We start from the raw sequence: 21016 nt of genomic DNA, 5'->3' as shown, positions 1-21016 counted from the left end.
GCAAGGCCGAAACCGCCGCCCGGCATTACGGCCTCGTCATGCCTCGCCGGCAAATAGCGGCGGCAGCCATGCCTCTCTCGGACGTCGACCTGGGAGCGGGTCCCCTTGCCGTCATGCCCCTTTGCGCTGCCGCGCGCTTGCCAGCAGCACCAGCATGAACGAGGCCGCGGTCATCAGCGTCGAGATGGCGGCGATGGTCGGGTCGATCTCGTCGCGGAGGGCGGTGAACATGCGCTTGGTCAGGGGCTGATACTGGCCGCCGGAGATGAAGAGCGCGACGATGGTCTCGTCCATCGCCGAGATGAAGGCGAAGATGCCGCCTGCGACCACGCTGGACCTGATCTGCGGCAGGGTCACCGCGAAGAAGCTGCGCAGGCGGTTCATGCCGAGGCTCCGTGCGACCATCTCCTGCGCCGGGTCGAAGCTCTGCAAACCCGCCAGCACCGAGATGATGACGTATGGCAGGCCCAGCATCACGTTCGCCAGCACCAGGCCCGGCAGGGTCGCGACCAGGCCGACTTTGGCATAGAGGAAGAAGATGCCCACCGCAGTGATGATGATCGGCACCACCAGCGGCAACAGCAGCGCCACGTGGATGACGCGCATGATGCGCAGCTTCGACTGGCTGATGGCGTAGGCGGCGGCAACGCCGAGCGGCGTCGCGATCACCACGGTCAGGAGCGCGACCGTCAGCGTCACCCGCGTCGCCTGCATCCAGGCGGCGTTGGAGAAATACTGCTGATACCAGCGCAGCGAGAACGACGGCGGCGGGAAGGTCAGGAAGCGCGCGCTGGAGAAGGAGATCGGCGCGATAATCAGCACCGGCAGGATCAGGTAGACCAGCACCAGCGCGCTGATCACATAGAGGGCGATCCGGGCGGGCGACAATCGTGTCATTTCTGCCCCAATATGCGATCGAGCGAGATGAAGCGGCTGACGGCGAAGAAGATCGCGAGCACGCTTAAGAGCAGCACGACGGCGACCGCGCTCGCGGCGCCGAACTGGTTGTAGAGCTCGACATTGCGGCTCACCAGCATCGACACCATCACCGTGCGGCCGCCGCCGAGCAGTTCCGGCGTGATGTAGAAGCCGAGGCAGAGCACGAACACCATGGTGCAGCCTGCGAGCACGCCCGGTAGCGACAGCGGCAGGAAGACGCGGACGAAGGTGAGCGACGGGCTCGCCCCCAGGCTGGCGCCGGCCTGCATGAGATCGCTCGGAATCTTCTGCATGGTGGCATAGAGCGGCAGCACCATGAACGGCAACAGGATGTGTACCGTCGCAACCACGGTGCCGAAGGTGTTGTGCACCAGCGCGAGCGGTTCGCTCGTCACATCGAGATAACGCAAAAGCTGGTTGATCACACCGGTGCGCTGGAGCAGCGCCAGCCAGGCATAGGCGCGCACCAGCACGCTGGTCCAGAACGGCAGCACGACCAGCGACAGGATGAGAATGCTCCATCCTTTCGGCACCGAGTTGGCGAGGTAGGCCACGGGATAGCCAAGCAGCAGCGCGATTCCCGTGACCGCGAGGCTGATCTCGAAGGTCAGCGCAAAGCTGCGCCAGTAGATGTCTTCGGTGAAGACGCGGCGATAATTCTCCAGCGTGAAGCCGTCATGGTAGATCGACTGCCAAGCGAGCCAGCCGACCGGCAGCACGATCAGAGCCAAGATCACCAGCAGCGCCGGCGATACCAATGCCAGCATCAGCGCATGCTCGCGGCGCTGATGCTTTTGCGATGGATCTGGCATGGATCTCGTCAATGCGGTCTCGCTTGGCTTACTTCTGCATGAACGACGCCCAACGCTTCTCGGCGGCTTCGCCGGCCGGCGAGGACCACCAGGCGTAGGACATCAGCGCCTGCTTGGCCGCATTGGCGGGCTCGCTCGGCAATTGCGCGGCGCGCTCGGGCTTGATCACGCCGGTATCGAACGCCTTGGGATTGCCCGGGCCGTAATCGATATTGAGCGGCAGATTGGCCTGGTGCACGGGATCGACGGCCTCGTTGAGAAATTTGACTGCCGTCTCGAGATTCGGCGCGCCCTTGAGGATGCAGAGCGAGGTGCTTTGCAAAACACCCTGGTTGTAGGTGAAAGCGACCTTGGCGCCTTCCTTCGCGACTGCGCTGACGCGGCCGTTCCAGGCCATCTCCATATCGACCTCGCCGTCATTGAGAAGCTGCGCCGACTGTGCGCCGGAGGTCCACCACACCGTGATGTGCGGCTTGATCTCTTCGAGCTTCTTGAAGGCCCGGTCGACGTCGAGCGGATAGAGTTTGTCGGGCGCGACGCCGTCGGCCATCAGCGCCGCCTCGAGCGTGGCGATCGGATGGTTGCGCAGCGCACGGCGGCCGGGGAATTTCTTGACGTCCCAGAAATCCACCCAGCTGTTCGGCGCGTCCTTCGGAAACGTTTTCTGACTGAAGGCCAGCACGCTCGAATAGAACTCGTACGACACCGAATAGGGATTGCGATAAGCCTCCGGCATCGCCGCCGCGTTGGGGATCTTCGAGAAATCGAGTTTCTCGATCAGCCCCTGCTCGCCGCCGCGCAGGCAATAGCCGGTTGGAGTATCCACGACGTCCCAGATCGGCTTGCCGCTGCCGACTTGCGTCTTGATCGCGGGCCAGGCATCGGGAATGGAGTCCTGGTTGATAGTGATGCCGAGCTTCTTGGCGGAGGGATCAAGGATCGCCACCGTCTGCGCCTGCTGGTAGGCGCCGCCCTGCGAGACGAAGGTGATCTGTTCGGCAGCGGCGGCGATGCCGGTTGTTGCGACCAATCCGAGCGATCCGCCCAATAGCGCGTAGCCAAATCGAATATCTCGTTTCGTCGTCATCCTCGCCTCCTCTGTCACCAATTAAACGTCATTGACCGATCGCATCGAGAAACTGGTACCAGCCGGCGACCATGCGGACGGCGGGCTCGCGCAACGGATAGAACGGGATGGCTTTCAATCGCCGCGCGTCGAGCAGCCCGACCTCTGGCGTCTCGCCGCGCACGAAGGCGGCGAGATAGCGGCCCATCAGGCTCGACATCGCTACGCCCGCGCCGTTGTAGCCCATCGAGAACAGCGTGCGGTCGTCGAGCCGGCCGATATGCGGCACCGAGTCTAGCGTCATCCCGACCAGGCCCGACCATTTGTAGGCGAGCGGGACGTCGGCGAGATCAGGGAAGATTCCGACCATCGCCTTGCGCAACGCGTCGAAGGCGGTTTCCGAATCCTGCTTGCCGAACGCGCCGCGGCCGCCAAAAATCACGCGGTTGTCGACCATGCGGAACCAGCGCATCATGCGCTTGGTCTCGGTGTAAGTGCGCCCGGTCGGCATCAGGCTTCCCGCGAGGTTGCGCGGCAGCTTGTCGGTCGCGATGATGGCGCTGCGGAACGGGATCAGCGTGCGCTGCATGTTCGCGGTCGCGCCGGTGAGGTCGGAATAGCTGTTGGTGGCGAGGATCGCCTGCTTTGCCCGCACCGCGCCCTGCGGCGTTTCGGCGACGATGCCGCCGTTCTCCCGCCGCAATCTGACGACCGGTGACTCCTGGAAAATATTCACGCCGCGGCGCGCCACGCCATCAGCAAGGCCGCGCAGATAATTCAGCGGATGGATGCCGCCGGAGCCGGGATTGAGCACGCCGCCGACGAAGATGTCGGAGCCGGTCTCGTCGCGCACTTGCCGCTTGTCGAGGATGCGGACCTCCGCATCGCCCATCTCGCGCTTCATCCAGTTGGCTTCGTCGATCGCGGCCTTCAGGGTCGTCTCGTTGTGGGCGGCCTTGACCTGGCCGGTGCGCGTCAACGCGGCACTGGTGATGTCAAATTCGGAGACCAGCTCCTCGACGATATCGGTGGATTCATGCGCGATCCCGTACATGCGCTGCGCCATGGCGCGGCCGTGCACGGCGTCGATCTCGCGGAACGAGAGGCGGAACTTTGCGGTGATCACGCCGCCATTGCGGCCACTCGCGCCCCAGCCCGGGCGGTTTGCTTCAAGCACGATCGGCGAAAGGCCGCTCTTGGCGATGTAGTGCGCAGCGGACAGGCCCGTATAGCCCGCACCGATGATCACCACATCCGCCTGGTGCTCGCCTGACAGAGCCGGAAACTCGCGCGCGGGCTCGGCCGTGGCTGCCCACAGCGAGTTGGCCGATGGCAGCGCCTTCCGGTCCCGTGTCATGCCACCGCTCATGCCCTACGCCGCCGGCCCGATGGCCGCATCGGCAAGCGCTTTCAAGGTCGGAAAATGGAAGTCCGGCTTGGTCAGCGTCTCCACGGCCGGTGTGCCTCCGAAGCCGGCCATGCCCTGACGACGCTCGATCCAGCACACCTTGTAGCCGAGTTTCCGCGCGATCCCGATGTCGTGATACTGGCTCTGCGCGACGTGAAGGATATCGGACTGCTTGTAACCGAAAGCGGACTGGCGCCCCTTGTTGTACGCGAAAAACTCCGGATCGGGTTTCGCAACGCCAGTCTCGTCGGCGCACACGGTATCGTCGAAGGGATTGCCGAGCGCATGCGCGTAACAGGAGAGCGCGACCCGGTCGGCATTGGTCATCGCGACCACGCGGAATTTCGTGCGCAGGCGTTTGAGTGCCTCGACCGAGTCCGGGAACGGTCCCCAGCGCAGCACCGCGAGTTGGAAGACGTCGCAGGAGGCGTCATCGGCCTGTAGCCCGAGCTCCTTGGCAAGATAGCGATAGACATGAAACATCACCTCGCTCGAACGCTCGTGGTGCTTGTCGCGACCGCGCTTGTAGGATTCGAAGATCTTGTCGTCGCTGAGCTCGGCCGGCGACTTGCCCGAGATCCGGCGCACCGCGGAGAGCACGCCGGTCTCGAAGTCGATCAAGGTGCCGACGACGTCGAAGGTGAGAACCTTGAAATTGCTGAACGAGGCTGTTGACGACATTTTTTGGCTTCTTCTCTCGGTTGGACAAGGCTTGGGTTCAGTCCCTCACCCTGGGCACGACGATGGTGTCCTCGGGATGAAGGGTCACGGTGAGACTGCCGCCGAGCGGCGGGATGCGGCTGTAGGCCTGGTGATAGCTCGCTTGGCGCAGGCTGAGCCCGATGCCATCGGCGAGCGCCAGGAAGATGCGCAGGCTCTCGCCCTGATGGACGATGTCGGTGACCGTGCCGGTCAGCCGATTGCAGGCGTTGTCCGGCGCGCCGTCGTCGATCAGCAGCTTTTCGCTGTGCACGGCGAGCATCAGCGCGTCCCCTTCGGGAATGGCCCGGGCGCTGCGCAGAAGGACATTGCCGAGCGCAACGCTGGAGGCGTCGACGCGACGCACGGGAAGCATCGTGGCCTCGCCAATGAAACTCGCGACGAAGGAATCCGCGGGATGATCGTGCAGGCGCTCGGGAGCGTCGATCTGGATCAGCCTGCCGTCCTTCATCACGGCGACGCGGTCGCTCATGGTCAGCGCTTCGCGTTGATCGTGGGTGACGTAGATGATGGTGGCGCCGATGCGCTTGTGCAGCGTGCGCAGCTCGATCTGCATGGATTCGCGCAGCTGCTTGTCGAGCGCGGACAGCGGTTCATCCATCAGGATCAGCCGCGGCTCGAAGATCATGGCGCGTGCGAGCGCCACGCGCTGGCGCTGGCCGCCGGAGAGTTGCGCGATACCGCGCTCTTCGTAGCCGGCAAGGCCGACCATCGAAAGCGCCGCGCGCACCTTATCCGGCCAGGCCGCCTTCGGCAGCCGTCGCGCGCGCAAGGGAAAGGCGACATTCTCGCCGACGCTCATATGCGGGAACAGCGCGTAGTTCTGGAACACGACGCCGATGTCGCGCTTGTGCGGCGGCATCCAGGTGACGTCGCGGCCGCCGAACAGGATCGTTCCGCTCGATGGCAAGATGAAGCCGCCAAGGATGCCGAGCAACGTGGTCTTGCCGGAACCGGAGGGGCCGAGCAGCGAGACGAACTCGCCGGCCGCGACATTGAGGGACACGTCGTCGAGGGCGCGAACGGCGCCATAGGCCTTGCTCGCGGATCTGATCTCGACGCTTTCCGCTCGTTTGTCCAACGATCGACCTCGCCATGTCCCTACATGGCGTGCCTCACTGCGCGCCATAAGCCTGCTTTATAGACAGGACATTTGAGCACTTACGGTCGAAGCGTGCACCGCACCAACTTCTTCGCTCGCGAGCCCTGTCTTTAGGCTGTCATGTCGATGACACCAGACTTGGCAAAACTCGGCAATTGCCAAATTCTCACCCGGCTCATAACATGGTGTTATGCCCGAGCTGCGCCGGATGCTGCCCTCAAGTAACGCCCTGTTCGTCTTCGACGCAGCGGCGCGCAATGGCAGCTTCACGGCTGCGGCCGCCGAATTGAACGTCACCCAGCCTGCGGTGAGCCGGATGCTGGGTCAGTTCGAGGACCATCTCGGCGTCCGCCTGTTCGACCGCAAGGCGGGACGCGCCGTGCTCACCGAGGAAGGCGAACTCTTGTATCGCCGCGTGCTCGAAGGCTTTCGCAGCATCGAGAGCGGGCTGGTCGAGATCGAGCGGCGCCGCAAGGGCACCGAGACGGTGACGCTGTCGGTCTCCTCCGCCTTCACCACGCATTGGCTGATGCCGCGCATCGACAAGCTGCAGCGGCAATTCCCTCAGGTCGATTTGCGCTTTCAACTGATCTCCGGCGCGCTGCGCGGTCCGGTGGAAAATGTCGATCTTGGCATGCGCTTCCGCGATCGCGAGGAGCCGTCATCCGGCGGCACGCTGGTGATGAAGGAGGTCATGCTGCCGATGTGCAGTCCTGCCTATCTCGGCGAAACCGATCCCGCCGAGGGCAACACCATCATTCGGCTCGCCGAGACGCCGGGCGACTGGGCCGCGGATTACGCATCGCTTCTCACGGGGCGCCGCGGTGCGGCCAAGGCGCTGAGCTTCACGGACTATGCCGTCGTGATGCAGGCCGCCCTGCTCGGCCAGGGCATCGCGCTCGGTTGGCTGACGGTCGCCTCGCACTGGCTGTTGACCGGCGCGCTGGTGCCGGCCTCCGACACGCTCACCACCACACGCCGCATCTGCGAATTCCTGCCACCGCGCAACCGGCCGATGCGTCCCATCGCCGCCGAGATCCGCGACTGGATCACCGCGCAGATGAAAAGCGAGGTCGCCGCGATCGACCGGCTCTATCCGAAGCTCGGCGCGATGGCGGCTTGCTACTAGAGCGTTTTCGGGCGAAGTGGACCGGTTCACGTGAAGAAAACGCATCAAAACCGAAGTCTAGGCGGGTGTCAGCGCGGCACAGTAACGATCGGGCAGGTGATCGCCGATCCCCGCCGGCAGCAGCACCGTGAGCCTGCCGACGACATCCGACCGCGTGTTCTCGGATACGCCGCTGAGGAGATTGCGGACCTGCTCACCAATTCCAGCATTCGCCATTGGCTCATCCGAACCAACATTCGTCGTGAGCTGGCTGGCGCTGAATTTGGCGCCGCGTGCACAGGCGAGATAACGGCCGACGTGATGAAAGCCAAGCCCAGGCGGAGGCACGGTCGGGACGATGTCGGTGCCGTGCACGAGACGATAGGTCGTCCTGCCGAACGTACCGTTGTAGAGGGCGACGAAATCGTCGCGGCCCACGCGCGGACAACCGTAAAGATAGATCTGCGCAGCCGCGAGCTGGAGCTGCTCTCGCGCGAAGTCCGCCGTTGCCACCGCGATCGCGGCGCCGAGGCTGTGCCCAGTGATGAAGATCGGTGATTTGCGCGCCAGCGCTGCCGCCAGTGCGCTCTTCACGCCGTCCCATACGGCCGCCGCCGCATCGACGAACCCCTGGTGCACGGGCGCCTTCGGTCGGCCAAGCGTGAAATCGCTGACCCAGTTCAGGAGATGAAGCGGGTCGGTGCCGGCGAAGGCTACAATGGTTGCGTCGCCCTTGCTCGCGATGATCCCGCGCGTGTCGGTCAGCGGCAGCGTCGAATGCGCCGGTTGGCTCAGCAGCTTGACACCGGACAGATCCCAGAACGGAGAGATCCTATTGATGGTGTCCGGCACATGGGTCTCGTAGGCGAGTTGCGACATCCACATCATCGCGCGAGCGATGTCGAGATCAAAGCCGGTTGATGTCTCGTTGAATTTTGCAAATGCCCGCCGGTCATATTGATCGGGAGGGAGTTCGACCAGAATGCTCACATCAAGCTCCTAAATGGCTTATTGCTGCAATGCGTCGATCGAAAACGGAATGGCGCTACCTTCGCATATGGTTGGAACTTTGACAATCTGTGCGCGTGCCCGGGACGTATTCTGCCTTCCCGCTTAAGAGGACAAGGTTGAGACGAGGCACCTCTCCCTCCGCGTCATTGCGAGCGTAGCGAAGCAATCCAGAGTCTCTCCGCGGAGGAATTCTGGATTGCTTCGCCGCGCTCGCTATGACGGTGTGGATAGAGTCTTGGCCTCTATCGATGCTCGATCGCGCGGATCGCACCGCGGAGCTCGGCGAGGCCGCGGAGGCGGCCGATCGCGGTGTAGCCCGGATTGGTGCGCTTGGTCGCCGCGAGATCGTCGAGCATGCGATGGCCATGATCGGGCCGGAATACGATTTGCCGGTCGCGCGAACGCCGCGCGTTCTCCTTCAGCAGCGCCTTCAGCACCGCGACCATGTCGACGTCACCGTCGAGATGATCGGACTCGTAGAAGGACAAACCATCCGCTTCGCGCTTGGTCGCGCGCAGATGCGCAAAGGCGATGCGCGGACCGAAGCGTTCGGCCATCGCGGGAAGATTGTTCTCGGCGCGCACGCCGAGCGACCCCGTGCACAGGCAGATACCATTCGCCTTCGACGGCACGGCATCGAACAACGCCTGATAGTCGTCGGCGCTGGACGCGACGCGCGGCAGGCCGAACAGCGGGCGCGGCGGGTCGTCCGGATGCAGCGTCAGCGAAACGCCGAGCTGCTCGGCGACGGGCGTGACGCGGCCCAGAAACTCGGCGAGATGCTGCCGCAGAATTTTTGGCGTGACGTCGCGATATGTTTCGAGCCGGTCGCGGAATTGCGGAATGGTCATCGGCTCGGTGGTCGAGCCCGGCAGCGCGCTGGCGATGACCATGACGAGATAGTCGATGTCGGCCTGGCTCATCTGGTCGAACAGCTTTTTCGCGCGGGCCTGCTGCTCGGATGAGTATTCCTGGGTAGCGGCGGGACGCTTCAGGATGTGCAGCTCGAACGCAGCAAAGCGATCCTGGTCGAAGCGCATGGCGCGGGCGCCGTTCGGCAGCTCCCATTCCAGATCGGTGCGGCACCAATCCACGACAGGCATGAAGTTGTAGCAGATGATCTTGATGCCGGCGGCGGCAACCGCCTCCAGGCTGGCGATCCACGTCTCGATCGAGCGCGTCGCCTTGGCCCCAAGACGCTTGACGTCGTCGGGGATCGGAATCGATTCCACCACCGACCAGGTCAGCTGCGAACGGCTGGGTTGGCCGTTCTCGATGAAGTTCTTGCGCTCCTCGACCGCCTTGCGTGTCCAGGCTTCGCCGATCGGCACCTGATGCAGCGCCGAGACGATGTCGCTCGCCCCGGCCTGCCTGACATCGTCGAGCGAGACCGGATCATCCGGCCCGTACCAGCGCCATCCCTCTAGCATCATGCCCATTTTCTCCGATCAGTTCGCGGTCAGCACGACCTTGACACTCTGCGAGCGGTCGAGCGCCAGCCGCAGTGCGTCCGGCGCTGTGGACAGCGGCCGCTCGGCGGTCACCAGCGACAGCACGTCGACACTGCCGTCCGCGATCAGTTCCACCGCCGTCATGAACTCGAGCCCGAACCGGAACGAGCCGCGCAAATCGATCTCCTTGGCCATCACCGCATTGGCGGGCACCGGAATCTGGCCACCCGGCAAATTGCCGATCTGCACGACAACGCCGCCGCGCCTGACGATACCGATCGCACTGGCAAGGCCTGCAGCCGTGCCCGAGACTTCGAAAGCGACATCGTAGGGGCGCGACGCGGCCTGCGCCTTCAGGCCTTCCTCGCCGGCTGCAACATTCTCGACGTAAGATGCGCCGAGCCGGGTCGCAAAGTCCAGCGGCGCCGGTGCGATGTCGGCCACCGTGATGTCGGTCATGCCGGCGCGGCGCGCGGCGAGCATGGTCAGAAGCCCGATCGGACCGGCACCGAAGATGATGCCGCGCGTGCCTTCGATGTTGCCGGCACGCGCGACCGCGTGCAGGCAGACCGCGAGCGGCTCGGCCAGCGCCGCGGCCTGATAGGACACGTGATCGGGAATCTTCACGCACTGCGCCGGAATCGCGTCGAAATAATTGGCGAAGCCGCCCTGCATATGCGGAGTCTTCGAGGCCGAGCCCATGAAGTAGATATTTTCGCAGAGGTTCTGCCGGCCTTGGCGGCAGGCGCCGCAATGGCCGCACCAGCGCGACGGGTTGACGGCAACGCGGTCGCCGACCTTCAGATTCGCCGCGGAGCCCGCGATCTCCACGACCTCGCCGGAGATTTCATGGCCGAGCACCAGCGGCGATTTCACCACGAAATCGCCGGTCCGGGCATGGCGGAAATAATGCATGTCCGAGCCGCAGATGCCGCCGGCGCCGAAACGGAGGCGCACCATGCCTTCGGCGAGCTTGTCAAGCGGGTGCTCGACCATGCGCAGATCTTCGGGGCCAAACAGGGTTGCGGCGAGAGCAGTTGAGGTCATTTGGAAAGTCCCATGTATTTCGGCAGCCAGAGGGTCAATTCGGGGATGTAGGTGATCGCGATCAGCGCGAGCATCAGCGGCACCAGCCAGGGCAGGATTGCCACCGTCGTGCGCTCGACCGAGAGCTTTGCGACGCGCGCGAGCACGAACAGCACCATGCCGAGCGGCGGATGCAACAGGCCGATCATCAGGTTCAGCGTCATGATCAGACCGAAATGGATCGGGTCGATGCCGAGCTTGAGCACGATCGGCAACAGGATCGGCACCAGAATGGTGATCGCCGCCGTGGTGTCGATGAAGCAGCCGACGAACAGGATCAGGACGTTGGCGAGCGCCAGGAACACCCATTTGTTGTGGGTGATGCTGAGCATCCAGTCCGACAGCATCTGGGCTGCCTGCGACACGGTTAGCAACCAGGCGAAGATCGAGGCTGCCGTGACGATGAACAGAACCGACGCCGTGGTCTCGATGGTGTCGAACGTCGCTTTCGCGACCGTCTTCAACGTCATGGTGCGGTAGCGTACCAGGCCGAGGAACAGCGACCAGATCACGGCGGCGACCGCGGCCTCCGTTGGGGTGAACCAGCCGAGCGTCATGCCGCCGATCAGGATCACCGGCGCCATCAGCGCCATCACCGCGGAGAAATCGAAGTACCAGTCGATCGCGAGCAGCGCGAATAGGCCAAGACCAACTGCCAAATTGGTGGAGAGACCGGCGACCGTCAGAAGCCAGACGGCCATCGGGAAGCTCAATACGACGACGATCTCAAGCCCCGCCGATCCCAATTGCGGCCAGGAGAACGGCGTATCGCTGCCCCATTTGTTCTTGTGCGCGAAGTAGGTGACGGTGGCCATCATGAGCAGCGTCAGCACGACGCCTGGAATGACGCCCCCCAGAAACAACGCGCCGATCGAGACGTTGGCCATCATGCCGTAGATCACGAAAGGCAGCGACGGCGGGATGATCGGGCCGAGCGTGGCGGACGCCGCGGTGACGCCCACGGAGAATTCCGTGGAGTAGCCGTGATCCTTCATCGCCTTGATCTCGATGGTACCGAGACCGGCGGCATCCGCGATCGCTGTGCCGGACATGCCGGAGAAGATGACCGAGCCGATGATGTTGACGTGGCCGAGGCCGCCCCGCATCCAGCCGACCAGCGCGACCGCGAATTTGTAGATGCGGCCGGTGACGCCGGCGATGTTCATGAGATTGCCGGCCAGGATGAAGAACGGCACGGCGAGCAGCGGAAAGCTCTCAACGCCGGCGATCATGCGCTGCGCCAGGGTGACGTCGGGCGTCACCCCGCTGACCAGAATGTAGAGCAGCGAAGACGCCGCCATGGCGATGGCCACGGGAACGCCGAGCAGCATGAGGATGAGGAAGCCTCCAAGCAACAGCAACATGGAATTACCCTTCAAAGCCGTCGTAGGCGCCGGGACGTTCGAGGATCGAATAGCCCTGTCGCAAATGTTGCACTGCCACCTGCACGGAGCGCACGAACATCAGCACGAAGCCGAGCAGCACCGCATAGTAGACGTAATCCTTGGGAAGATTGATCGTGGTCATGGATTCATCGCCGATGATCTGGATGTAGACCCAGACCAGCTTGATGGCGTAGCCGAAGAAGGCGATCCGGATCAGGTCGATCACCGTCGACAACGCCCGGGCCACGAGGTGCGGCAGATAGCGATAGATCAGATCGACCTGGATGTGCCGCGACAGCCGCACGCACATCGATGAGCCGATGAAGACCACGCCGATCAGGCAGTAGGTCGCGATCTCCTCGGTCCAGGCGTAGCTGTCGTTGAGCACATAGCGGGTAAAGAACTGGAGGAAGACGGCAAGCGCCATCACCCAGAAAATCGCCAGCGCGACCCAGTCCTCAAAAGCGTAGATGCCGAGATCGACCTTCGGCGCCGCCTCTTCCTCGAAGGTGTGGGCGATCTCGTCCGCGGTGATCTGCCGGTGCGTTTCGGCGGTGGACATGGGTTGCTCCTCAAACTGATCACGTTGTTCCGGGATGGTGCGTCAGCACCAGACCCAGAACCTCGAGATTCCCAGGTGCGCAATTGCGCACCTGAGGTTCGGTCCTGCGGACCGCTCCGGGATGACGACTACGTCGTCACTTCACCGCCTGAATGCGTTCCCAGTCGGCCTTGCGATAGCCAAACGTCTCGAACGCGACGTTCTTCAGCACGGTGTCGCGGAACTCGTTCTTGTCGACCTCCGTGACGGTCAGGCCCTTCTCCTTGAAGAAGGCGACCAGCTTGGCCTCGTTCTGCTTGATCTCCGCGGTCGCCTTGGCGGCGGCCTCCTGCGCGACGTCGGTGAAAATCTTCTTGTCCTCATCGCTGAGCTTCTTCCAGAGCGCGCCGGCCACCACCGTGTTGAGATGGTCGACGATGTGGCCGGTCAGCACGATGTGCTTCTGCACCTCGTAGAACTTCTTGGCCTCGATCGTGGTCAGCGGGTTCTCCTGCGCCTCGACGGTGCCGTTCTGGAGCGCCAGATAGACTTCGGCGAACGCGATCGGCGCGGTGTTGGCGCCGCAGGCGCGCGGCATCGCCAGATAGGCGGGAACGTCGGGCACGCGCATCTTCAGGCCCTTGAGGTCGGCACAGGTCTTGATCGGCTTGTTCGACGAAGTCTGGCGCACCCCGTAGTAGGTCACCGCGACGATGTGGTGGCCGCTCTTGTCCTCATAACCCTTGGTGAGCTCCTTGAAGATGTCGCTCTTGGTGTAGGCGAGCAGATGATCGGCATCGCGGAAGGTGTAGGGATAATAGGTGACGCCGATCGGCGGAAAGCTCTTCGCGGCAAAACTCGAGCCGGAGATGATGATGTCGACCGAACCAAGCGAAAGGCCTTGGTTGATGTCGGCCTCCTTGCCGAGCTGCGAGGCCGGATAGACGTCGATCGCATAGCGCCCGTTGGTGCGCTTCCCGATCTCCTGCGCGGCCCAGACCGACGCGGTGTGGAACGGCTCCGAGGTCTCGTAGACATGGGCCCATTTGAGCTTGGTCTGCGCCATGCCGGCGCCAGTCGTAGCAATCATCGCCGCGGCCGAGACCGCCAGCACCATTGTCATCTTTTTCAACACTGACTTTTCCTCCATCTTTCAAGTCTGCTTCTTTTAAATCTGCTTCTTGTCAGCCCGCCCCCAACGCGGGTGCGGGCTGCACAATGTCATCGCTGTCGCGCACTGCTGCTCTCAGCTCGCTTCTTCTTCGGCGCACGTTCCGGTTTTGACGGCTTTGCCGTCGATCGCGCAGTGCGCCCGGAAGACGGTGCTGCCGCTTTCTCGGCGCCGAAGTTCTGCGCAAAGCGCTCCTGGGATCGCGCGAGATGATCGCGCATCGCGTCGCGAGCCGCTTCAGGATCGTGTGCGGTGATGGCGTCGCGCACCGCGCGATGCTCGTCGAGCGCAGTGCGCCACGTGCCCGGGCTCTCGAAATAATGCGCAAGCTGCGCGAAATAGGGATTGAGGCGCTGGTCGAACAACTCGCCGACCACACGGACCAGAACGGCATTGCCGAGGCTGCCGGCGATCGCGACGTGGAAGGCGCGGTCGTGGACCATCGAGGCTTCGCCGGGGTGTTCTACATTCCCCATCGCGACAAGGGACGCATCGATGCGGGCAACGTCGTCTTTCGTCGCCACGCGCGCGGCTTCTTCGGCGATGGCGCTTTCCAGGAACTCGCGGGCGCGCAGCAGCTCGAACGGGCCCTCGATGACGAAAGCAGGCGCGGTCGCCGCAACCGCCGCGGGCTCGATCACATAGATGCCGGAACCGACGCGGATGCGGAGGCGGCCCTCGACTTCGAGCGCGATCAGGGCTTCGCGCACCGTCGGCCTGGAAATCCTGAGCTGCTCGGCGAGTTCGCGTTCGGTCGGCAAGCGGCTGCCGACCGCGTACTCGCCGCTGTCGATCAGGCTTCGCAATTGATCGGCGACTTGGCGATAAAGCCGTCTCGCCTCCACAGCTTCCAGCGGCACGCTGGTCCTCCCGAAAGGGTCATGCCGGCAGCTCTCGCTGCCCGCGGCCCGCCAATTTGGAAAATTGGTCTTACCAATTGACCGCAGCATTGACCGAGGATAGGCGCCATGTCAAGCAGCGGCCAAACAAGAGGAGAGACGACCATGCGCCTTGATCCAACGCGCCTTGGCCGCGCCAATTTCGATCGGCTGCCACCAGGTATTCGCCGCCCGGCCTACGACCGTTCGCGCGTCACCTCCGGCATCGTGCATCTCGGCCTTGGCGCGTTTCATCGCGCCCACCAGGCCGTCGTCATCGATGATTGCCTTGCGGCCGGCGCCACCTCGTGGGGCATCGTCGGCGCCAGCCTGCGCAGCCCTGACACACGCGACGCCCTCGCCCCGCAGGATCATCTCTATACGGTTGCCGTCCGTGCAGCCGAAGGCACCGAACACCGCATCATCGGTGCGCTGCTCGACAGCGTGGTCGCGCGCGAGAGCCCGGCACGACTGGTCGAGCGAATGGCCGATCCCGCCATTCGCATCGTCTCCCTCACCGTCACCGAGAAGGGCTACTGCCACACGCCGCAGACCGGCGATCTCGACGAGCGGCATCCTGAGATCGTGCACGACCTCAACAATTTCGACGCGCCGCGCTCGGCTCCCGGCTTCATCGTGGCCGCGCTCGCGCGCCGGCGGGCCCTGGGCGCCCCGCCCTTCACCGTGCTGAGCTGCGACAACCTCGCCGCCAACGGCCACACCGTACAGCGGATCGTGACGCAATTCGCCGCGCTACGCTCGAAGGATCTCGGCAAGTGGATCGCGGATACGGCGGCCTTCCCCTCGACCATGGTCGACCGCATCGTGCCGGAGACGACGGATGGTGACCGCGATGCGGTTTCATCAGCACTCGGTTTGCACGACGCAGGGCCGGTCATGACCGAGCCGTTCACGCAATGGGTGGTCGAGGATCGCTTTACGGCAGGCCGGCCCGACCTTGCCGCCGCCGGCGTCGAACTGGTGAACGACGTCAAGCCGTTCGAGTTGATGAAGCTGCGGCTGCTCAACGCCAGCCATTCGGCGCTGGCCTATCTCGGCTATCTCGCCGGCTACGAGACCATCGCCGACACCATGCAGGATCCGCATTTCGCGCGCCTCGCCGCGCAGGTGATGGAAGAGGCCGCGGTGACGCTGACGATGCCATCAGGCGCAGACCTGGCCGCCTATCGCGCCTCGCTGCTCAAGCGCTTCGCTAATCCGGCACTGCATCACCGCACTTGGCAGATCGCGATGGACGGCTCGCAAAAGCTGCCGCAGCGGCTGCTCGGCGCGATCCAGGATCGTCTCGCCAGGAACCTGCCGATCGCAACGCATGCGCTCGCGGTGGCCGGCTGGATGCGCTACGTCACCGGCCTCGACGAGAAGGGCCGCACCATCGACGTGCGCGATCCGCTCGCTGCCGAGTTCGCCGGCTTGGCGCGCGAGGCAGGTCCCGTCGCCGAACGATTGGCGCCCGCACTGCTCGGCGTCGAAAAAGTGTTCGGGCCGCTGGGCGCCGAGCCGCGCCTGCGCGAAGCCGTGACCGCGGCGCTCGGCCGACTCTACAAGGATGGCGCGCGGCGCGCGGTGGAGACGCTGGTCTCGGTGTGACCACAAAGCCGGCAGCAATGCTGCATTGCGGTCCAGAGCGAACGGAAAGTCGACGGAAGTCTTGCTTGATTTTTGCCTGTCATTGCCCCACCCGAGAGGCATGGCAAAGGACACCAAGGTGATCGCCGCGAACGCAGCGTTCTACGCCGCCTTCTCGACTGGCGATTTCGACGAAATGGAGCGGATGTGGGCGGACGATGACGCCATTTCCTGCATTCATCCCGGCTGGCCGGCCATCATCGGCCGGGCCACGGTGATCGGAAGCTGGCGCGACATCCTGCAGAGTCCGGAACGGCCGCAGATCGTCTGCGCGGAACCGCAGGCCATCGTCGATGGCGACAGCGCGCGCGTGCTCTGCATTGAGATCGTCGACGGCACGGCATTGGCTGCGGCCAACCATTTTCGGCGCGTCGGCGACGACTGGCGCCTGGTGCACCACCAGTCCAGCCCGATCGCGCAAATTGTCGAGCAAGCTGAGGACGATAGAGCGAGCCACCGCGTCCATTGAGGGCGGCCGGCCCGCAGGCACATTCTACTGTGCATGGGGTTGTTTTTCAGTTTTTTTGTTTTGGCGCCTCACCCCGAGCCCAGACAGGTCATCCAGCACGACCCGCGCCTGGCTAAAATTGTCGTCCCGGAAGAACATGCTTCTGGTGATGAGCACGGGAATGTTCGCCCGCGCGGCTGCGATCAGGCCATTGGTGGAATCCTCGATCGCGACGCAGTCGGACGCGTTGAGCTTCAGCCGCGCCAGGGTCTCGACATAGACATCCGGCGCAGGCTTTTTGTGCCGCACGTCATCCCCGGCGACGATCGCAGCAAAATCCGCGGCCCAGCCCGCTCCCAGCGCCCGCGACAGCAGCGCGTCGATGTTGCCGTGCGACGTGGTCGTCGCGATCGCGAGCCGCTGGCCGCGCGCCTTGGCAGCAGCGAGCAGATCCGTCACCCCGGGCCGTAAGGGGCAGCAGCCGGTTTCGACCAGTTCGGCATAATGCGCGGTCTTGATGCGGTGGAGTTCCGCGATGTCCACATCCGATAATGGCGCGGCGATCCTCAGCCTTTCATGGTGGGCGCGGATCCGTTCCTTGCCGCCCGTAACCCGCAGCAGATCCTTGTAGACGGCCCGGTCCCATTGCCAGTCGAGACCGTGGCGGGCGAAGGCATGGTTGAAGGCCTGCCGATGCAGCTCTTCGGTCTCAGCCAAGGTACCGTCGACGTCGAAGATCAGCGCGGCGGCGCGGCGGATCAGCTCGGCGGCGTCACATGGCCTTATGGCGGGCGCTTCTGCCTGCATGATCTATACGTCCCTCCCGACGAGCGACCATCGCCTGCACGGGCGGACGAGACAAATTGCAATATCTTTTGCCGGACCCAAAAATCTCTTATGAGCGAAGGCGCGCTGCGGCGCGAACGGGAACTCCGACCTGCAAGGAAGATGTATGCGGCTCTTTATCCTTGGCCTCGGCTACAGTGCGCAGCACTTCGTCCGCCTGTTCGGTGGCCGCTTCTCGCATATTGCCGGCACGGTGCGCGATCCCGCGCAGCGGGGCGCTCTCGCCGGCGTCGAGGTGCATGCTTTCTCCGGCAGCAGTCCGGCACGCGAGACGAGCGAACGCATGAGAGACGCGGATGTCCTGCTCGTTTCAATCCCGCCCGGCGGCGCCGGCGATCCCGCAATCGCGGCCTTCTCCGGCCTGCTGGCGGCGGGCGGCAACCGCAAGATCGTCTATTTGTCCACGATCGGCGTGTATGGTGGTCACGCCGGCGGCTGGGTCGATGAGAGCACGCCGCCGAAGGCGGACCTCGACCGCACGCGCATGCGGGTCGCGGCGGAACAGGCGTGGACCGACACGACCGGTGGCGACGCCGCGATCCTGCGGCTTGCGGGTATCTATGGCCCCGGCCGTAACGCGCTGGTGACGCTGCGCGCTGGAACGGCGCGGCGCATCATCAAGCCGGGACAGGTGTTCAACCGCATCCACGTCGACGACATCGCGAGCGCGATCATGGCCGCGATTCATCACCCGAGCGGCGGCACGTGGAACGTCTGCGACGACGAGCCGGCGCCGCCGCAGGACGTGATCGCTTACGCGGCGAAGCTGATGAACGTTGCACCGCCGGCGGAAGAGCCGTTCGAGACCGCCGAGATGTCGGCGATGGCCCGCAGCTTCTATGCGAGCAGCGCCCGCGTCTCCAACGCGAAAATGAAGCGCGAGCTCGGCGTCACGCTTGCTTATCCGACCTACCGCCACGCGCTCGAGGCGTTGTGGCAAGCGGGGGAACGAGGATAGGGCTCCGGCTTCCCGGCGTCCTAGGACATGCCCTGCCCGCGCTTGACTTCGCGCCGGTGCGGTCGTGATCTAATCACTGAGCGGGCCAATGCATAACGAGCCCGAGCTTGGGAGGATTCCATGAAGAACATCGCCATGATCGCCGCGACCGCTGCCGCCATCACGTTCGGCGCAGCACGCGCCGCACCGCTGCCCGAAGCTAGTCCAGACGACGCCGGCTTCTCGAAACAAGGCCTTGCACGGCTCGACAATTTCTTCGCACGTGAGATCGCCGCCAAGCGCATCCCCGGCGCGGTCGTCGCGATCGCCCGTGACGGCAAGCTCGTGCACTACAAGGCCTACGGTATGCTGGATCCGGACAAGGGCACGCCGATGCCTATCGACGCGATCTTCGCGCTGGCTTCGATGACCAAGCCGATGGCCGCAGTCGCGGGCCTGACATTGATGGAGCAGGGCAAGCTGCCGCTCCAGGCCAAGCTGTCCGACTATTATCCCGGCTTTGCCGACATGAAGGTCGGCGTTCAACAGGCCGACGGTTCATTGAAGCTCGAACCGCAGGCATCACCGATCTTCATTCATGACCTGTACCGACACACGTCTGGCCTGATGTACGGCGGCCGCCCGGACAGCGCGAGCCCGGTGGCACGGCAATATCCGGAAGGCACCGCGCCAGCGATCGAAGGTGACACCCAGGCCTTCATCGATCGCATCACCAAGCTACCGCTGGCGCATCAGCCCTCGACCGAGTTCGAATACGGTTTCTCGATCGACGTGCTCGGCGCCGTCGTCGAGAAGGTGAGCGAGCAGAAGCTCGGCGACTATCTCGCCGCCAACGTCTGGCAGCCGCTCGGCATGAAGGACGCGACCTTCCACCCGACCGACGCACAGCGCCCTCGCCTCGCCCGCCCGTTCGCCAACGATCCGCTGACCGGCAAGCCGCAAGCCATCAAGCTTTTGGACACACCGACAAAATTTGACTGTGGCGGCGCCTGCTCGTTCGCGACCGTCGGCGACTACATCCGCTTCGGACAGATGCTGCTCAACGGCGGCGACCTTGACGGCCAGCGCATCCTCGGTCCCAGGACCGTGCATCACATGACGACCAATCATCTCAGCCCGGAGATCAAGAACAACGTGGCGAACATCGAGCCGCATCGCGCCGGGTTCGGCTTCGGCCTCTCGGTCGCGGTCCGCACCAGCGAGGGATTGTCGTCAGTCCCCGGCAATCCCGGCGAGTTCACCTGGAATGGCGCGTACGGAACGCAATTCTTCTGCGACCCCAAGGAGCGTCTCGTGGTCGTGGTGGGAACGGCGGCGCCGGGCGAGCTGCGGAAATATTATCGCGAACAGGTTCAGGACATCGTTTATGGCGCGATGGTGAAGTGAGATCGACGCCTTGAAATAGAAGGGCGGCCGCTCGGGCCGCCCTTTTGAAAATCGGCGTCAGCTCAGGACGCCATACTTCTTGAACCAGGCCTGGGCCTGCTTCCAGGCATCTTCTGCGGCGTCCTTGCGGTAGCTGCCGCGGTAGTCGGCATGAAAACCGTGCGGCGCTTCCGGATAGATTTTGAATTCGGCCGTCTTCTTGTTCTGCTCCAAGGCTGTCTTGAGCTGCTCGACCTGGGCGACGGGAATGCCGGTATCGGCGCCGCCATAGAGGCCGAGCACCGGTGCCTTCATTTCGGGCGCGAGCTGCATCGGGCTCTTCGGCCATAGCGGATTGGCTGGATCGACCGGCGGACCGTAGAAGGCGACGCCGGCCTTGAGGCTGCCGCTGTGAGCGGCATATTCCCAGACGGTGCGTCCGCCGCGGCAGAAGCCGATGATGCCGAGCTTACCGGTGTCGCCGCCTTGCGATCCCGCCCACGCCACCGTCGCATCGAGATCGGACAGCAGCTCGGCGTCCGGCTTGGCATTGACGATCGGCAGCAGGTCCTTGATCTCGGTGACCTTGGTCAAATCGACGCCCTTACGGAAATAGTAGTCGGGCGCGATCGCGAACGCGCCGAGCTTGCCAAGGCGCCGCGTCACGTCCTTGATGTATTCGTGCAGGCCGAAAATCTCCATCGCCACGATGATCACCGGCGCCTTGGTGTCGCCGGCGGGGCGGGCGAAATACGCAGGCATCTCCTCGGAACCGACCTTGATCTTGGCGTCCCCGGTCTGGAGGCCACTGGTGTCGGTCGTGATCGCCTCGGCGCGCACGGGCCCGGCCGCAAGCGTGTAGCCGGCGGCGACGGCCGCGGTGGCGCTCATGAATCCGCGGCGCGAGACCGGGGCGACCTTGGTCAGCCCGACGACGTCGGATGTCATGGTGGTTTCGATACTCATCGGTTAATCCTTCCTGATGCGCGGCCCTGATCCTTCAGGCGCGCATTCGCCAATAATTGCCGGTGAAACGCAAATCACCAGCCTGCGAGCGCGCCACTTTCGGGG

The 21016-nt window shown here is 64.1% G+C and carries 20 protein-coding genes; 5 read left to right on the top strand and 15 right to left on the bottom strand.

Going from position 1 to position 21016, the window contains the following annotated elements; translation table 11 throughout:
* Nucleotides 1-111: 111 nt before the first annotated feature.
* The 6 genes from IVB47_RS04480 to IVB47_RS04455 are packed head-to-tail and all read right to left on the bottom strand — an operon-like array spanning nt 112 to nt 6026.
* Complete coding sequence (locus IVB47_RS04480; protein WP_247460083.1) at nt 112-897, bottom strand: ABC transporter permease; 786 nt, start codon at nt 895-897, stop codon at nt 112-114.
* Nucleotides 894-1751, bottom strand: a complete 858-nt coding sequence (locus IVB47_RS04475; RefSeq protein WP_247287793.1) for an ABC transporter permease — start codon at nt 1749-1751, stop codon at nt 894-896. The genes IVB47_RS04480 and IVB47_RS04475 overlap by 4 nt, the downstream gene beginning before the upstream one ends.
* A gap of 28 nt (nt 1752-1779) precedes the next feature.
* Nucleotides 1780-2838, bottom strand: a complete 1059-nt coding sequence (locus IVB47_RS04470) for an ABC transporter substrate-binding protein (protein ID WP_247287791.1) — start codon at nt 2836-2838, stop codon at nt 1780-1782.
* Between the two features lie 28 nt (nt 2839-2866).
* Nucleotides 2867-4174, bottom strand: coding sequence for an FAD-binding oxidoreductase (locus IVB47_RS04465; RefSeq protein WP_247460081.1), 1308 nt, complete (start codon nt 4172-4174; stop codon nt 2867-2869).
* 15 nt (nt 4175-4189) lie between these two features.
* The gene (locus tag IVB47_RS04460; RefSeq protein WP_247460079.1) at nt 4190-4906 is read right to left on the bottom strand and encodes an HAD family hydrolase; all 717 of its coding nucleotides are present in this window, start codon (nt 4904-4906) and stop codon (nt 4190-4192) included.
* Nucleotides 4907-4943: 37 nt separating this feature from the next.
* Complete coding sequence (locus IVB47_RS04455; RefSeq protein WP_247460077.1) at nt 4944-6026, bottom strand: ABC transporter ATP-binding protein; 1083 nt, start codon at nt 6024-6026, stop codon at nt 4944-4946.
* A gap of 211 nt (nt 6027-6237) precedes the next feature.
* Between IVB47_RS04455 and IVB47_RS04450 the strand changes: the two genes are divergently transcribed.
* Nucleotides 6238-7176 (top strand): LysR family transcriptional regulator, encoded by a 939-nt coding sequence (locus IVB47_RS04450; protein ID WP_247431194.1) that lies wholly within the window; start codon nt 6238-6240, stop codon nt 7174-7176.
* A gap of 57 nt (nt 7177-7233) precedes the next feature.
* Here IVB47_RS04450 and IVB47_RS04445 read toward each other — a convergent pair whose 3' ends face one another.
* The 7 genes from IVB47_RS04445 to IVB47_RS04415 form a co-directional block, all read right to left on the bottom strand.
* The gene (locus IVB47_RS04445; protein WP_247431197.1) at nt 7234-8145 is read right to left on the bottom strand and encodes a lipase family protein; all 912 of its coding nucleotides are present in this window, start codon (nt 8143-8145) and stop codon (nt 7234-7236) included.
* Between the two features lie 263 nt (nt 8146-8408).
* Nucleotides 8409-9599, bottom strand: coding sequence for a mannonate dehydratase (gene uxuA, locus IVB47_RS04440; protein WP_247431200.1), 1191 nt, complete (start codon nt 9597-9599; stop codon nt 8409-8411).
* Nucleotides 9600-9614: 15 nt separating this feature from the next.
* On the bottom strand, nt 9615-10664 hold the full coding sequence (locus IVB47_RS04435) for an L-idonate 5-dehydrogenase (protein ID WP_247401353.1): 1050 nt from the start codon (nt 10662-10664) through the stop codon (nt 9615-9617).
* Nucleotides 10661-12067, bottom strand: coding sequence for a TRAP transporter large permease (locus IVB47_RS04430; RefSeq protein ID WP_247431203.1), 1407 nt, complete (start codon nt 12065-12067; stop codon nt 10661-10663). The genes IVB47_RS04435 and IVB47_RS04430 overlap by 4 nt, the downstream gene beginning before the upstream one ends.
* Nucleotides 12068-12071: 4 nt before the next feature.
* Nucleotides 12072-12650 (bottom strand): TRAP transporter small permease, encoded by a 579-nt coding sequence (locus tag IVB47_RS04425; RefSeq protein WP_247287781.1) that lies wholly within the window; start codon nt 12648-12650, stop codon nt 12072-12074.
* Nucleotides 12651-12786: 136 nt separating this feature from the next.
* Entirely contained in the window at nt 12787-13746 is a 960-nt protein-coding gene (locus IVB47_RS04420) for a sialic acid TRAP transporter substrate-binding protein SiaP (protein WP_035963484.1), read from the bottom strand.
* A 104-nt stretch (nt 13747-13850) separates the two neighbouring features.
* Complete coding sequence (locus IVB47_RS04415; protein WP_247431207.1) at nt 13851-14660, bottom strand: FadR/GntR family transcriptional regulator; 810 nt, start codon at nt 14658-14660, stop codon at nt 13851-13853.
* 144 nt (nt 14661-14804) lie between these two features.
* Between IVB47_RS04415 and IVB47_RS04410 the strand changes: the two genes are divergently transcribed.
* Both IVB47_RS04410 and IVB47_RS04405 read left to right on the top strand, forming a co-directional pair.
* Nucleotides 14805-16289 (top strand): mannitol dehydrogenase family protein, encoded by a 1485-nt coding sequence (locus IVB47_RS04410; protein ID WP_247460075.1) that lies wholly within the window; start codon nt 14805-14807, stop codon nt 16287-16289.
* A gap of 100 nt (nt 16290-16389) precedes the next feature.
* On the top strand, nt 16390-16797 hold the full coding sequence (locus tag IVB47_RS04405) for a nuclear transport factor 2 family protein (RefSeq protein WP_027519831.1): 408 nt from the start codon (nt 16390-16392) through the stop codon (nt 16795-16797).
* 24 nt (nt 16798-16821) lie between these two features.
* Here the strand turns inward: IVB47_RS04405 and IVB47_RS04400 are convergent, their stop codons facing one another.
* Nucleotides 16822-17583, bottom strand: coding sequence for an HAD family hydrolase (locus tag IVB47_RS04400; protein ID WP_247460074.1), 762 nt, complete (start codon nt 17581-17583; stop codon nt 16822-16824).
* A gap of 145 nt (nt 17584-17728) precedes the next feature.
* Here IVB47_RS04400 and IVB47_RS04395 point away from each other — a divergent pair, with 145 nt between their 5' ends.
* Nucleotides 17729-18580 (top strand): SDR family oxidoreductase, encoded by an 852-nt coding sequence (locus IVB47_RS04395; protein WP_247460072.1) that lies wholly within the window; start codon nt 17729-17731, stop codon nt 18578-18580.
* A gap of 120 nt (nt 18581-18700) precedes the next feature.
* Nucleotides 18701-19966 carry a serine hydrolase domain-containing protein gene (locus tag IVB47_RS04390; RefSeq protein ID WP_247460069.1) on the top strand — a complete coding sequence of 422 codons (1266 nt, stop codon included), beginning with the start codon at nt 18701-18703 and terminating at the stop codon, nt 19964-19966.
* 57 nt (nt 19967-20023) lie between these two features.
* Here the strand turns inward: IVB47_RS04390 and IVB47_RS04385 are convergent, their stop codons facing one another.
* Nucleotides 20024-20911, bottom strand: a complete 888-nt coding sequence (locus IVB47_RS04385; protein WP_247460067.1) for a dienelactone hydrolase family protein — start codon at nt 20909-20911, stop codon at nt 20024-20026.
* Between the last annotated feature and the right edge of the window lie 105 nt (nt 20912-21016).

This window comes from Bradyrhizobium sp. 62, assembly GCF_023073035.1.
In the GTDB taxonomy this organism is placed as follows: Bacteria; Pseudomonadota; Alphaproteobacteria; order Rhizobiales; family Xanthobacteraceae; genus Bradyrhizobium.
This window is presented reverse-complemented; position numbering and strand designations above follow the sequence as displayed.